Source organism: Rhodococcus sp. FW305-130, assembly GCF_058788335.1.
In genome coordinates this window covers 358,282-372,538 of record NZ_JBYTAP010000001.1, presented here as the reverse complement: position 1 = coordinate 372,538, position 14,257 = coordinate 358,282, and the positions used below count along the sequence as shown (strand labels likewise).

Annotated in this window: 14 protein-coding genes; 8 read left to right on the top strand and 6 right to left on the bottom strand. The window is 62.0% G+C overall.

Annotation, left to right across the window (positions count from 1 at the left end):
* Positions 1–8 precede the first annotated feature (8 nt).
* Both AC3WQS_RS01850 and AC3WQS_RS01845 read right to left on the bottom strand, forming a co-directional pair.
* A complete protein-coding gene (locus AC3WQS_RS01850; protein WP_041815258.1) occupies positions 9–1,436 on the bottom strand; it encodes an amidase in 1,428 nt (475 codons plus the stop codon).
* Between the two features lie 114 nt (positions 1,437–1,550).
* Entirely contained in the window at positions 1,551–2,417 is an 867-nt protein-coding gene (locus AC3WQS_RS01845) for a helix-turn-helix transcriptional regulator (RefSeq protein WP_041815263.1), read from the bottom strand.
* A 131-nt stretch (positions 2,418–2,548) separates the two neighbouring features.
* Between AC3WQS_RS01845 and AC3WQS_RS01840 the strand changes: the two genes are divergently transcribed.
* On the top strand, positions 2,549–4,153 hold the full coding sequence (locus AC3WQS_RS01840; protein ID WP_047889673.1) for an acyl--CoA ligase family protein: 1,605 nt from the start codon (positions 2,549–2,551) through the stop codon (positions 4,151–4,153).
* A 15-nt stretch (positions 4,154–4,168) separates the two neighbouring features.
* Here the strand turns inward: AC3WQS_RS01840 and AC3WQS_RS01835 are convergent, their stop codons facing one another.
* Positions 4,169–5,536, bottom strand: coding sequence for a cytochrome P450 (locus AC3WQS_RS01835; RefSeq protein WP_047889674.1), 1,368 nt, complete (start codon positions 5,534–5,536; stop codon positions 4,169–4,171).
* 91 nt (positions 5,537–5,627) lie between these two features.
* Between AC3WQS_RS01835 and AC3WQS_RS01830 the strand changes: the two genes are divergently transcribed.
* The 6 genes from AC3WQS_RS01830 to AC3WQS_RS01805 all read left to right on the top strand — a co-directional run bounded on the left by AC3WQS_RS01830 (position 5,628) and on the right by AC3WQS_RS01805 (position 10,727).
* Positions 5,628–6,248, top strand: a complete 621-nt coding sequence (locus tag AC3WQS_RS01830) for a TetR/AcrR family transcriptional regulator (protein ID WP_021345503.1) — start codon at positions 5,628–5,630, stop codon at positions 6,246–6,248.
* Between the two features lie 72 nt (positions 6,249–6,320).
* A complete protein-coding gene (locus tag AC3WQS_RS01825; RefSeq protein ID WP_205906834.1) occupies positions 6,321–7,013 on the top strand; it encodes a TetR family transcriptional regulator in 693 nt (230 codons plus the stop codon).
* Positions 7,014–7,172: 159 nt separating this feature from the next.
* Positions 7,173–8,330 carry an acyl-CoA dehydrogenase gene (locus AC3WQS_RS01820; RefSeq protein WP_003939784.1) on the top strand — a complete coding sequence of 386 codons (1,158 nt, stop codon included), beginning with the start codon at positions 7,173–7,175 and terminating at the stop codon, positions 8,328–8,330.
* A gap of 91 nt (positions 8,331–8,421) precedes the next feature.
* Positions 8,422–9,270 carry a 3-hydroxybutyryl-CoA dehydrogenase gene (locus tag AC3WQS_RS01815; RefSeq protein WP_003940434.1) on the top strand — a complete coding sequence of 283 codons (849 nt, stop codon included), beginning with the start codon at positions 8,422–8,424 and terminating at the stop codon, positions 9,268–9,270.
* A gap of 164 nt (positions 9,271–9,434) precedes the next feature.
* Positions 9,435–10,310 carry an oxygenase MpaB family protein gene (locus AC3WQS_RS01810; RefSeq protein WP_084324832.1) on the top strand — a complete coding sequence of 292 codons (876 nt, stop codon included), beginning with the start codon at positions 9,435–9,437 and terminating at the stop codon, positions 10,308–10,310.
* Between the two features lie 24 nt (positions 10,311–10,334).
* A complete protein-coding gene (locus AC3WQS_RS01805; protein WP_029256216.1) occupies positions 10,335–10,727 on the top strand; it encodes an RNA-binding S4 domain-containing protein in 393 nt (130 codons plus the stop codon).
* A 3-nt stretch (positions 10,728–10,730) separates the two neighbouring features.
* Here AC3WQS_RS01805 and AC3WQS_RS01800 read toward each other — a convergent pair whose 3' ends face one another.
* Entirely contained in the window at positions 10,731–11,360 is a 630-nt protein-coding gene (locus AC3WQS_RS01800; protein ID WP_492713332.1) for a GyrI-like domain-containing protein, read from the bottom strand.
* A 123-nt stretch (positions 11,361–11,483) separates the two neighbouring features.
* Here AC3WQS_RS01800 and AC3WQS_RS01795 point away from each other — a divergent pair, with 123 nt between their 5' ends.
* Positions 11,484–12,668 (top strand): metallophosphoesterase, encoded by a 1,185-nt coding sequence (locus AC3WQS_RS01795; RefSeq protein WP_492713333.1) that lies wholly within the window; start codon positions 11,484–11,486, stop codon positions 12,666–12,668.
* Between the two features lie 6 nt (positions 12,669–12,674).
* On the opposite strand, the gene AC3WQS_RS01790 is transcribed toward AC3WQS_RS01795, so the two are convergent.
* Entirely contained in the window at positions 12,675–13,361 is a 687-nt protein-coding gene (locus AC3WQS_RS01790; RefSeq protein WP_060938009.1) for a TetR/AcrR family transcriptional regulator, read from the bottom strand.
* A gap of 47 nt (positions 13,362–13,408) precedes the next feature.
* On the bottom strand, positions 13,409–14,236 hold the full coding sequence (locus tag AC3WQS_RS01785) for a potassium channel family protein (RefSeq protein WP_092764375.1): 828 nt from the start codon (positions 14,234–14,236) through the stop codon (positions 13,409–13,411).
* Positions 14,237–14,257: the final 21 nt, after the last annotated feature.

Sequence of the window (14,257 nt, the reverse complement as noted above, 5' to 3'; positions counted from 1 at the left end):
TGCCGGGGCTACGCCGGGACGGGCGGCCACACCGGGGCAATGCTCCACGGGCGCGCCACCTCGAGCTGCGACGCAACCCGGATCAGCAAATCTTCACGCCCGAACGCACCCACCAACTGCACACCGATAGGAACGCCGGCCGAGTCATGACCCATCGGCAAGGAAATCGCAGGCTGACCTGAACTGTTGAACGGACTGGTCAAGCCGCTGTACCCGGCCGAATGCTCCCAGATCGACATGGGATTTGCCGTGTCGAGCAGACCGAGCGGAGCTGCCGGTCGAGCCATCGTCGGCGTCAGCAACAGGTCGTGATCGACAAAGAACGCACCGATCACCTGGGCTGCCCGCTCGAGTTCCTGCAATGCCTTGACGACGTTCGTCGCACTTTCGGACTTCGCGCGGTCGTAGATCATCCGAGCCATCGGCTCGAGGTCGTCGTCGCGGATTGCGCGGTTCAGGGCCTCGAGTCGTTCGTCGACCTCGATCGTCATCGGAATGCCCATCAACACGGAAAGCCCGGCGGTGAGCGCATCGAGCGGAAAGTTCGGGGCACCCTCGGTCACATCGTGACCGAGTTCTTCGAGCAGGCCGGCAACACTGGTTGTGACGGCCGAGCACTCCGGGTCCACCGGGGTGCCATCAGGAAGAGTGTTACTCAGACCGATCCGCAACCGTCCGGGATCCGCACCAACTTCCTCGATATACGGCCGCTTCGGCGCCAGGATCACGTAAGGATCACCGACAGTCGGTCCGGCGGAGAGATCGAGAAGCAGTGCAGTGTCGCGGACACTTCGGGTGAGTGCGTGATGAACACTCATCGGCGACGAGAACAGCGTGCGCGCCGGTGCCGTCGGAGTACGTCCACGGCTGGGCTTGAGGCCTACCAAGCCACAGGCCGATGCGGGAATACGGATCGATCCACCGCCGTCACTGGCATGGCCGCCGGGCACGATCCCGACGGCAACAGCTACAGCCGTGCCACCCGAAGATCCGCCGGGTGAACGATCAAGGGCATAAGGGTTGCGGGTAGGCCCGAACAGCGCAGGTTCGGTACTCGCATTCTTACCGAACTCCGGGGTGTTCGTCTTGCCGATGACAACCAGACCGGCCTCACGGTACCGCTCCACGAGCGTCGAATCTTTTTCTGCCACAGCATCGGCGAACAATCGAGATCCGTTGGTGCTCGGCAATCCTGCGACGTCCATGCCCAGGTCTTTGATCACGAACGGGACGCCGTGCAGTGGACCTTCCGGCAAGCCGCCTGATACCTCGTTGCGTGCCTCCTCGCGACGCTCACTGATCACCGCGTTGACTGCCGGGTTGCGCTCGTCGAGTCTGTCCAGGCTGAACTCGAGAACTTCCTTGGCGGAGACGTCGCCGCTCTTGATCGCCTCGGCCAGGCCGGTCATGTCGTTGTTGTCGAACAAATCCTGCATCGATGCCCTCATCACTCGTGTCGAACTCTGCCGATAGTGAGGTCCGTCATACCAACCATGGCGAAGGCGTAGCTTTGAAATTCCGCTTGGCGGGACCGGCCTACCGATTCAGCCTTACAGAATCAAGCCCTGCCGCCGCGCTTCCACAACTGCTTCGTGCCGACTGCGGACGTCGAGTTTTCCCATCAGATTCCGCATGTACGTCTTGATCGTTTCGACGCTCAGGGACAACCTCTCGGCGATCTCGGCATTGCGCAGTCCCAGAGCTACGTAGCCCATCACCTCCCGCTCACGGGGCGACAGGACAACGGTGTTCGCGACTGGAGTGTTCGCGGAAGGGTTCGGCGACGCCAACGCCCGCAACTTTGCCTCGACGGCGAGGACCTGCGCGCTGAGAGCCATGTCCTCGAGGTTCGCCGCGATCTCGCCGAGCGCCAGGACGCTCTCGGTCAACCCTTCGGATATCTGGGCATCGCGATTCGAACCATGTTCCACCGCAGCGGTATCGAGCATCGCCACCCGACGATCCACTTCGTCGCGAATCTCGAATTCGCGGGCCAACGCGTACGACGATCGCATCATCGTCTCGGCGATCACGTCGCCGATCGGCAGGTTGGCACGCAGTCCTCCGTAGATCGCTCCGCGAGTAACCCCGCGTACGACGATCGGGACTGCCATCAAGGATTCGATGGCTTCGGTGCCCACTTCGTAGTCGTAGTCATGAGTGATGTGCGACGAGTTCGCGTAGTCCTGCACCGCGCCCGGTCGTTGTTCTGCGATCGCACGACCACCGAGTCCGCATTCGGCGTCGATCTTCAAATTTCGCAGGATGTTGCTACGAGTCCCGACGTAGCCGGTGATGGTCAGCGACCGGTCGTCAACACAACCGCCGAACAGAACCGGCAACTCGGTTCGGGGGTGCAGTCGACGCAGTTCGGCGCGCAACGCGTCGTCGTCGCTCGGTCTCAGTACCCTGCTCACTCTCACCTCCACATACCCAATTCAGAGGGTAGCGGCACCTTTGACTGGGCAATAGCGTGCATCCAGGCCATTTGTAGTGCCGATCACAACTACCGTGACACCAACCGTGTCACGTCGCCTTCGGAGGAACCGTGTCTGTCTCGACAGCTCTCGCAGCCAACAACACCCCGCTCAGTCCGCTGCGCTTTCTCGAGCGCAGCGCTGCGGTGTTCCCCGATCGCACCGCCGTCATTCACGGCGACCGGAGCTACACGTACCGAGAGTTCGGTGACGAGGTCGCAGCGCTGGCCCGCGTCCTGCGTCAACGCATTCAGCCCGGTGACCGCGTTGCGTACCTGGCGCCGAACGTTCCCGAGATGCTGTTCGCGCATTTTGCCGTCCCACTCGCCGGCGGAGTCCTGATCGCCCTGAACTCACGCCTCGCCGGTCCCGAACTCGAGTACATCCTCGATCACTCGGGAACCACGATCCTGTTCGTCGACTCCGAATTCGTCGGCTCGGTCACCTCGTCCAAGGCGAACGTGACGAGCCTGCGCGAGATCATCGAGATCCCGGACTCCACCGTCCCGTCCCCGGAGGTTCCCACCGGAATCGTCACCGGGCAGTACGCCGATCTGATTGCCGAAGGTGAAGCTCTCGCCGATCAGCCACTGTACTGGGGCGTCGACGACGAGCAGCAGTGCATCGCCATCAACTACACCTCTGGCACCACCGGAAAACCCAAGGGCGTCATGTACTCCCACCGCGGGGCGTACCTGAACTCGCTCGGCGAGACATTCCACAACGGCTTCGACGGAGCGACAAAGTATCTGTGGACGCTGCCGATGTTCCACTGCAACGGGTGGTGCACGCCGTGGGCCGTCACTCAGGCCGCGGGCACACATATCTGCCTGCGCGCGGTCCGCGCCGACGCGATCTGGGACGCCATCGACAATCTGGGCGTGACGCATCTGTGCGGCGCTCCTACCGTCTGCTCCACCATCGCCGACGCGGACCAGGCCCACAAGGTCGACGCCCTGCGCATCACCACCGCCGGCGCTCCCCCGTCACCGACGATCATCGGAAAACTCGAAGACATCGGTGTCACCGTCGTTCACGTCTACGGCCTCACCGAGGTATACGGCCCTTACACGATCTGCGAGTACCAGGAAGCCTGGGACGACAAGCCGCAGTCCGAGCGCGCGGCACTTCTCTCCCGTCAGGGTGTCGGCATGGTGCAGGCCGAAAATGCTCGCGTTGTCGATGACGAGATGAACGACGTTCCCGCCGACGGCCAGACCATGGGTGAGATCGTGCTCCGCGGCAACAACGTGATGCTCGGTTACTACCGTGACGAGGCCGCGACCGCCGAAGCATTTGCCGGTGGTTGGTTTCATTCCGGCGACCTCGGCGTCATGCATCCCGACGGTTACATCCAGCTCAAGGACCGCGCGAAGGACATCATCATTTCGGGCGGTGAGAACATCTCCACCGTCGAGGTGGAGCAGGCGATCATGAGTCACCCTGCCGTGATCGACGTGGCAGTCGTCGGCGTTCCCGACGAGAAGTGGGGCGAGCGCCCGAAGGCATTCGTGGTGCTGGGCAAGGGATTACAGGCTTCCGCCGAAGACATCGTCGAGCACACCCGTGCATTGCTGGCCGGGTACAAGGTTCCCCGCGACATCGTCTTTCCACTCGACCTTCCTCGCACCCCGACCGGCAAGGTTCTCAAGTTCCAATTGCGTGCGTCGAAGTAATTCGGCCGTAGGGTCTCAGCGCACCGAACTGTGACGCCGGCGCAGATCGACAGGTTGCCCGTCCGAAGGGAACGGCAAGGACGTGAAGTCGAGCGGAGCGACGTAATCTGCGTCGACGTTCCAGTCGAAGCGCATGAGGAGGTGGTGCATGATTGCCTTGATCTCGGCGCCGGCGAAGTGCATTCCCAGGCATTTGTGCACTCCACCTCCGAACGGTTCCCACGCGTACCGATGAACCTTGTCTTCGCGTCGATTCTCGGCGAAACGTTCGGGATCGAAACGCTCGGGATCAGGCCAGTACTGCGCCATGTGGTGCGTGAAGTGAGGGGCGACAGAAACATACGTTCCCGCAGGCACGAAGTGACCCCGTACTTGAGTGTCGCGGACCGCTCGCCGCGCCATGACCGGTACGGGAGAGACGAGTCGGAGGCATTCCTTCATCACCAGGTCAAGGCTGCTCAGGCCGTCGAGATCTGCAAAGCTGGGCGTCGAGGTCCCCAGAGCGAGCGACTCGGCACGGCACCTGTCCTGCCACTTCGGATGTTGACCTAGATATTGCATCATCGTGGAAAGGGTGATCGTCGAAGTGTCGTGTGCGGCCATCAGGAGGAAGATCATATGGTCGATCACTTCGTCGTCACTGAAGCGTTGTCCTGCTTCGGATTCGATGTGACAGAGCACGGAGAACAGATCATCGGTTGCGCGAGCTCGACGCGCCGGCAGGTAGCGACGAAAGAAGTCTTCCAGGACCCGGCGGCCGTCGAGTCCTCGCTTCCATCTGGTCCCCGGCACGCGGTAGCGGACCAGAGAAGTAGCCGCCTGCACACAATCCACGAAAGCCTTTTTCACCGAAGATATTTCGCTTTCGGTACTTCCTTCCGCACCGCCCATGAAGATGTCGGTGGCGAGATCGAGGGTGAGTGTCTTCAGCGCTGTGTATGCACGAAATCCGTCAGTGGGGGTCCATGTGTCGAGCGCCGAGTCGATTGCCGGATTGAGAACGTCGACAGACTTCTCGATCCGAGTCCGAGTGAACGCCTGCTGCATGATTCGACGATGCCGTAGATGTTCTTCCGAATCGAGAAGCATCAGCCCACCGTGAAAAAAGGGGCCGATAAGCACCGACCAGCCGTCGCTGTTCACAAATGCCCGATCTTTGTTCTGCAGCACTTCCTGGCACGCGTCGGGTCCGAGAACAGCGATCCACTGCCGACCGACCATCGAGAACCAAGAGACCTCGCCGTATCGATCCCAGTTCTCTTGCATCAATGCGAGTGGATCGCGGATGTATGCAAGAGCGTGCCCGACGAGAGGCAGCCCGGAACGGCCCGAAATCGGGTGCAACTGCGAGTTCACGGGGGGACGAGCCAGGATCTTGGACACTGCGACCTCTACTCTCGCTCAATCTGACAGTGCATCCTGTCAGATGGACTGTAGTCTGCGTCACAGTGGTTGCGTCTGTCAATATCGACCTATGACTTCTCCGACGCCGCGGCGGTATGCCGGCCTCAGCGGCGACCAGCGCTCAGCATTGCGGCGCGAGAGCTTGCTAGAGGCAGGGCTGGAACTATTCGCTGTCGCAGGCAGTCGAGGCGCCACGATGACCGCGATCTGTGCGCGAGCCAAGTTGACGGAACGCTACTTTTACGAAAGTTTTTCCAGCAGAGACGAACTGCTGAAAACAATCCTGGACGGAATTGCCGACGAGGTTCGCGACGCCGGCCTGACCGCACTACGAGCGAGCGACGGAACGCTCGAGCAGCGCGTACGAGATGCCATCACGTCGTTCGTCACCCTCCTCACCGACGATCCCCGCAAGGGGCGTGTGGCAATGATCGAATCCGCTGCATACGAGCCCCTTCGCGCACACCGGCGCGCGGTACTGCACGGCTTCGCGCAAATGGTCGCGGACGAAGCCTCGCGAATGTACGGCGACCGAGCTTGGCCATCTCATCAAGGTCAGATCAACGGACTGCTCTTCGTCGGGGGCCTTGCCGAATTGGTCACCGCGTGGCTGAACGAGGAGATCGCTATTACCCCTGACGAGATCGTCGAGGCGGCAACCTACCAATTCACGTCCACCGCACACCGTTGAGATGGAACCGATCGGCATGCGGTTGCTGCCCGCCACACCGGGATGGCGCGAACAGGCGCAATACTTGTCCCCATGAGTGAACGCGCAGACCTGCCCGGAACTGACCCCGCACAGTTTCGGGTACACGTCGCGTCTCAAGCGATCCGGTTGTTCTCGGAGAACGGGTACGAAGCCACCACCGTCGAGCAGATCGCCGCTGCCGCCGGTGTGTCGCGCCGGACGTTCTTCCGGCAGTTCCGCTCCAAGGAAGACGTGATCTTCGCCGATCACGAGTCCCTCCTCGAACACGTGGCCGAGTTCCTCGCGTCCGATTCCGCCGACCCCTGGGCGTCGGTGTGCGAGGCCGCGGGACTGGTCTTCGACTTCTTCCGCCGGAACCGTGACCTTTCGATGCGGCGATACCGCGTCGTACAGCATGTTCCGGCTCTTCGCGACCGCGAACTCGTCACCGGATTCCGCTATGAGCGCCTCTTCGTCGACTACCTGCGCAGCGCTGTTCCCCGCGAACCGGTCCTCGAGGTTGTCGGTTTTGCCGCAGCTGTCACCGCGTGCCACAACTACCTCTTGCGAAGCATGATCAAAGGCGACGAAGACGCCACAGCCGAAGCGCTGAGCCAGGCATTGCTCGACGTTCGGCGGACGTACGGCGTGGCACCCGGGTCCAAGACCAGCACGCCAGAATCGAAGTCTGTGCTGGTAGTAGCATTTCCCCCGGGAACGTCCGCCCAGGAGATCAGCAGAAAAATCCACGAACAACTCGGCTGACACCGCTCGTGCACCGGAACTTCACACTCCCATCCCTTGACCTGGCACTCAGTGCCGTGTTTGACTGGGGTCATTGGCACCGGTCTGTCCGCGAATCTCGTTGGTAACGCCGGAGCCGCACCGACCGCCTTCAAGCAACCTTCACCAAGGAGCGTTCCCATGGCAGGAAACCCGGATTTCAATCTCTTCGCACTGAACGAAGAGCACGACGAACTGCGGGCTGCTATCCGCGGACTCTCCGAGAAGGAAATCGCGCCGTACGCCAAGGACGTCGACGAGAACGCACGATTCCCCGAGGAAGCGCTCACCGCCCTCAACGCGTCCGGCTTCAACGCCATCCACGTTCCCGAGGCTTACGACGGCCAGGGCGCCGACTCCGTCGCCACCTGCATCGTCATCGAGGAAGTCGCCCGCGTCTGTGGCTCCTCCTCGCTGATCCCCGCCGTGAACAAGCTCGGCACCATGGGCCTGATCCTCAAGGGTTCCGAAGAGCTCAAGTCCAAGGTGCTCCCGGATCTGGTCAACGGCGGAATGGCGTCGTACGCGCTGTCCGAGCGTGAAGCCGGATCCGACGCGGCCTCGATGCGTACCCGCGCGAAGGCTGATGGTGACGACTGGATCCTCAACGGCTCCAAGTGCTGGATCACCAACGGCGGCAAGTCGACCTGGTACACCGTTATGGCTGTCACAGATCCCGACAAGGGCGCAAACGGCATCTCCTCCTTCATGGTCCACAAGGACGACGAGGGCTTTGTCGTCGGACCGAAGGAAAAGAAGCTCGGCATCAAGGGCTCCCCCACCGCTGAGCTGTACTTCGAGAACTGCCGCATCCCCGGCGACCGCATCATCGGCGAACCGGGCACCGGCTTCAAGACGGCACTCGAGACCCTCGACCACACGCGTCCCACCATCGGCGCTCAGGCTGTCGGCCTGGCCCAGGGCGCACTCGACGCGGCTCTGGCATACACCAAGGATCGCAAGCAGTTCGGCAAGTCCATCAGCGACTTCCAGGCTGTTCAGTTCATGCTCGCGGACATGGCAATGAAGGTCGAAGCCGCACGTCTGATGGTCTACACCTCCGCTGCTCGCGCCGAGCGCGGCGAGAAGAACCTCGGTTTCATCTCCGCTGCGGCGAAGTGCTTCGCTTCGGACGTTGCCATGGAGGTCACCACCGACGCCGTGCAGCTGTTCGGTGGCGCCGGCTACACCACCGACTTCCCGGTCGAGCGCATGATGCGCGACGCCAAGATCACGCAGATCTACGAAGGCACCAACCAGATTCAGCGCGTCGTGATGTCGCGTGCGCTACTGAAGTAGGGCCTCCGGCCCTGTGCGCGGTCAGGCAGTCCATAGACTCCTTAACCGCGCACGGGGCTTGACCCCTGTCTGAAGAATCTTGAGGAGAATCGTGGAACTCGTAGGCGTAATCGGCGGCGGCACCATGGGTGCCGGCATCGCCGAGGTATGTGCAAAAGCCGGTAGCTCGGTACTGGTGCTCGAAACCAAAGAAGAATTTGCCGCCGCTGCTCGCGAACGGATCGCCAAGTCGATCAACCGCGGCGTAGCCAAGGGCAAGATCACCCAGGAAGAAGCCGACGCCGCGATCGCACGCGTCCGCGTCACCCTGGACATGGAAGAGTTCGCCGATCGCGACCTGGTGATCGAGGCGGCTCCCGAGATCGAAGCTCTCAAGTACGAGATCTTCGGCAAGCTCGACAAGATCGTCAAGCCTGCAGGCATTCTGGCGACCAACACGTCGTCGATCCCCGTCATCAAGATCGCCAAGGCCACCTCGCGCCCCGGCCAGGTTGTCGGCGTTCACTTCTTCAACCCCGTGCCGGTCATGCCGCTCGTGGAGATCGTGGTCAGCCTGACGACGTCCGAAGAGACCGTTCTCGCCGTCACCGACTACGCCAAGAACACCTTGCGCAAGAAGACGGTTCGCGCGGGCGACCGCTCGGGCTTCATCGTCAACGCTCTGCTCATCCCTTACCTGTGCCAGGCAGTCCGGATGCTCGAATCCGGCTACGCCACAGCAGAAGACATCGACGAGGCCATGAAGGGCGGCTGCGGCTACCCGATGGGTCCGCTGACGCTGCTCGACACCGTCGGTCTCGACATTGCCCTCGCAGCGGCAGAGTCCCTGTACGCGGAATTCGCAGAACCGCACTACGCTCCGCCGGCGCTGCTTCGCCGCATGGTCGACGCCGGTCGTCTCGGCAAGAAGACCGGTCGCGGGTTCTACGAATACGCCTGAGTCCGACCGCTTCACTCTTCCGGCCCCTCACCTGTTGCAGGTGAGGGGCCGGAGTTGTTTTCGGACAGATCTTGTCGAATCGATTGACAAATTCGCGTAGCGCAGTAAAAGTCATCATGTGACAACAACCGTTGTCACATGATGGCAGGCGGAGGGGCACCCAGATGAGCAGCGACGCAGACACGGGCACTCGTCGATCGAAGCCTCGAGAACTACTAGCCGATCCGATCGGCCCCGGCTCTCTGACATGGACACACTTCGGCGACGTTCGCGGCCTGCTGTACCTCGGACGCGCAGGCACCCTGCAGAACATGCACCCCGCGGTAAGCGGAGCGCTGCAAGATCATTCGAATTTCTTCGACAACCCGCTCGACCGCCTGTTCCGCTCACTGCCGCCCATCTACGGCGTCGTGTACGACCGGACCGAAGAGGACACAGGCACGCTCGTTCGCAACTTCCACACCGATCTCAAAGGAATCGACGAAACCGGCGGGCGCTACCATGCCCTCACTCCTGACACTTTCTGGTGGACACACGTCACGTTCTTCGAGGTGATTCTCGATTTCAACGAGCGATTCGCGTACAAGAAGTTCACGCAGGAGCAGAAGGACCAACTTGTCCGTGAGGCCGTAACCTGGTGGCGCTGTTACGGACTCACCGATCGACCGGCTTTCGACGATTACGCCAGCTTCCGCACGTATTGGGAAGACATGCTCGACAACCACCTGATCAACACCCACACCACAAAATGGTCGACGCGCATCGCCGAGCACGACATCGCACCGGCTCCGAAGGTTCCGACGTGGCTGTGGCGTCTTAGCTCTCGCCCCACGATGGCCGTGGCGAACTGGATCGGCAAGGCACTGATGCCGGAGAAGGCACGCAAGACCCTTGAATGGGAATGGACGCCGCGCGACGAACGGATGTACTTCTGGTTCGCCCGCTTCCTGACATTGACAGATCGGTTCTGGCATCTGCTGCCGCTACGACTGCGGTATGCACCGCGCGCCTACTCGGGCATCCGCGCGCAGGGTCTGTGAGCACTCGTCGGTAGGCTGGAGTGCGTGCCAGCCCAACTCCCCTCCGACGCGATCAGTGTCCGCGTGGACAGCTGGACGTGGGCGGTTCGGCTGTTCAAGACACGCTCGCAGGCGGCGACGGCCTGCCGATCGGGACACGTTCGGGTCAATGGAACGTCGGCAAAGGCGGCTCAGCAGGTGAAAGCCGGCGACGAGGTGCGGGTGCGTGTATCCGGCATCGAACGCATTGTCGTCGTGGTCAAGCCGATCACGAAGCGAGTCAGCGCGGTGCTGGCCGCCGATTGCCTGCAGGACAATTCGCCGCCCCCACCACCGCCCGAACTGATCGCGTCCATTCCGCGACGTGATCGTGGCGCCGGCAGACCGACCAAGCGCGAGCGACGCGACCTCGAGAAGTTGCGCGGCCTCGAGCCCTGATTACTACCTCGAAACAGGCTGACGCAGAACCGTCTTCAGTTTCTCGGGCGGCGTCCGGCGCGCATCACTGAGGTAGATCTCGTGATGATCGCCGTTGAAACTGAAGCCGTTCGACGGGATGAACGTGTTGTGCAAGCGGTCCAAGGTGGGGGCCTCGTCGTCGTAGGAACCTACGTGAAGAATCTGGACGGACAGGCCCTCCTCCAATTCGAGGAACCTGACCTTGTCCAGAGCGGCCACGTTCTTCTTGGCCCGGACGGCTTTGGCTCGGACTGCTGTAATCGCCGCAGACAGTTCGGCCGCCGTGATCCACTCCGGCTGCGAGATCATCATCGTCCAATCCCAAGCCGCCTTGTCCCGTGTCACGAACACCTCGGGGTCATCTGCCCGCCACAACCCTTCCAGCGGGCCAACGACGAAGTCGCGATCCAATTCCTTCTTGCTCGCGAATTTTGCCGAGTAGGACACCGAATACAGCGCTTCGAGCGCCTCGGAGTACTCGGTGGCAGTGTTGGGGTCGCCGTGACCGTCGACGGCGAAGTAGCCGAAGCGGGGAACGGTCACGAGGGCAAAATCGCGGCACCCAGGCGAGTAGAGATCCTTGTATGCCTTCTTGACGTCGTACTTCTCCATGCGCCACCCACCTGATCACTGGCCGAGTTTCAACGTTCGGAAACCTATCCGAGAACACCGACATCCCGATAGCGGACCACTGTCCCCTTGTTAATAGACCAGTGGACCTTTACTCTGGACGGGGTGACTACACCCCAGGCGACCGACGTCGCTCGAGTTCCGCGCCGCAGACCGTTGCGGATCGTTGCCATATCCGCGATTGTCGCGTCGATCTCGGCTCTGTTGTTCGTGTACCCGTGGTGGAGCTTGTTCATCCGGCCGGACTGGCCGACGGCGGTGGCAGTTTTCGGCACCGTTCTGTTTGCCACCCTCTTGATCGCCCTGCCTGCCAGTATGGTGCTCAGCCACGGACACACCGACCGCGATCCAGTTCGCCTGATCGGCGACGCCCTCCTCGGAATCATCTGGGTCGTGTTCGTGTGGACCCTGCTCGGCGAAGTTCTGAGGCTCGGACTGCTCGTCGGCGGCGTGGATGACCCGCTTCGATCGAGAATTGTCGCCGTTGCCGCACTGATCATCTCGGCCCTTCTGCTGATCTGGGGCTACCGGGAAGCCATGAGACTGCCACGGATCAAGCAGGTCGACGTCACCATCCCCCGCCTTGGTGCGGGGATGGACAAACTTCGGGTAGTCGCGATCACCGACACTCACTTCGGGCCGATCAATCGCGAGAAGTGGTCCGAGCGCGTGATCGCGGCAGTCAACGATCTCGACGCCGACATCGTGGCCCACGTCGGTGACATCGCCGACGGAACGGTAGAGCAGCGCCTCGGCCAAGCGACCCCCCTCGCATCGGTCGAAGCCGGGCTCGCTCGCGTCTACGTGACCGGCAATCACGAGTACTTCCACGAGGCTCAGGAGTGGCTCGACTACATGACCTCGATCGGCTGGGACGCGCTGCACAACCGCCACCTCGTCGTCACCAAGGGCGGAGACAGACTGGTCATCGCCGGAGTCGACGATGCGACAGCGTTGGGATCGAAACTCGACGGGCACGGCGCGAACTTCGACATGGCCCTGGCCGGCTCCGACCCCGAATTGCCGATCCTGATGCTCGCCCACCAACCGAAGCAGGTTACTCAGTCCGCTTCCGCGGGAGTGGATCTGCAGCTCGCCGGTCATACCCACGGCGGACAGATCTGGCCCTTCAACTTTCTGGTGAAACTCGATCAACCGTCGGTGCACGGGCTTACCAGGCACGGAGAACGTACGCGGCTGTACACCAGCCGGGGAACCGGATTCTGGGGTCCGCCCTTCAGGGTGTTCGCACCGAGCGAGATAACCGTTCTGACGCTGCACAGCGCCTGATCGTTCTCAGCTCGTTCGGGTTGCCGCTCGCGCCGACAACCCGACGAGCTGGTTGATCAGACCTTCACGCAGGCCGACTGCGAACATGTCGGAGGCCGGGGGCGCCTGCATCTCGTTCAGTACGACGACCATGGATTCAGTCGGCTCGGCAGTCGGCCACAAGCCGGCAACGATCACCAGGGTTACCTTGGCGAATTGAGCGGCGTCGCCCTCCGAGAGATGGGGCAGTTGCGAATGAACCAGCGACGCAAACCTTCCCGAGTTGACCGTCGCCCGCCTCTTGAAGTCACGGGCGAAGTCGACGGAGATGTTTCTTTCGAGGACACCGGCCATGACACTCATCAACTCGCACAGCAACCGCTGTGAGACAAGCGATTCCGCAACCGCGGATGCCACATGAATTTCAGCGGCAAACGGTGAGTCGTCACTGGTCGGAGTCAACGACTCGGACAACCCGTCCAGCCACGCTACCCAGTTCTCGTCGAGCACTTCGAGAAAGATGGCCTCGCGACTGTCGAAGTACCGGAGCACGTTCGACTTCGCGAGGCCGACGCTCTCACTGAGCTCACGCAGACTGATGTCTGCGACTGGCTTGGACCCGAGCATCGCGCGAGCTGCGTCGAGAATCGCGCACCGACGTGCTTCGATCTGCTCGGGCCTGCGCGCGCGCTGGAATCCATGGGTCGCCACCATCACGCAAGATTATCAGACCATCGTTCTATTGTTTGCTGTACTGCGGGTCAATTGTCCGAAGGTGCATGCTGCGCCACGACTCCCCTCGACGCCAGTTCGCGACGCAGCGAATCGGTATCGACGGACGCGAGATCGACTCGGTGCGTGCGGGTGGCCAATGCTCGGACCTCCACGGACAGATCTGCCACCTGCTTACGCGTCGCGGCCTGCCCTGCCTCGTCCTGTTCAGCCACTCGCTCGACCAACCAGGAAGCGAGTGTGGCAGTCACGATGCCCAGCAATGCAATTCCGCCGATCATCAACGCTCCGGCGATCAGGCGCCCGGTTGTAGTGACAGGAGCCATGTCTCCGTAACCGACGGTCGTAACCGTCTCCATCGCCCACCACAACGCCGTCCCGTACGACGTGATGGCGGCGCCCTCAGCGTGCCGCTCGGCGTCGAGCATGGCCAGTGCCGCGACACCGATCAGCAAGGCCGTGGCCCCGGTGGCGTAGACAACCACTCGCCCACGCAAGCTTTGCCCGCTCGAGCGGTGGACTATTGCAAGCAGGGTGACCAACCGAAGGAGGCGCAAGGGACGCAGCATGGGTAGCACCACCATCGCCAAATCCAAGAGATGCCTGACGAACCAGCGACCGCGTGCAGGAGCCAACCACAGGCGAACTGCGTAGTCGACGGCAAATACGAACCACGCGGCCCACATGATCCATTCGGTCAGGCGATGCGGGAAGCCAGTCGGTTGCGCCAGGACTTGGTACGCGTACGCCACCAAGAACAGGCAGGCCGCAGCGGCCAAGGGGATGTCGGTGGTGAGCTGCCACCGCTCCGACGTCCACGCAGTGCGGCGGTGCACCGACTTCCTCGATTCGTTCATCCGAGAAGTCTTACACCACTG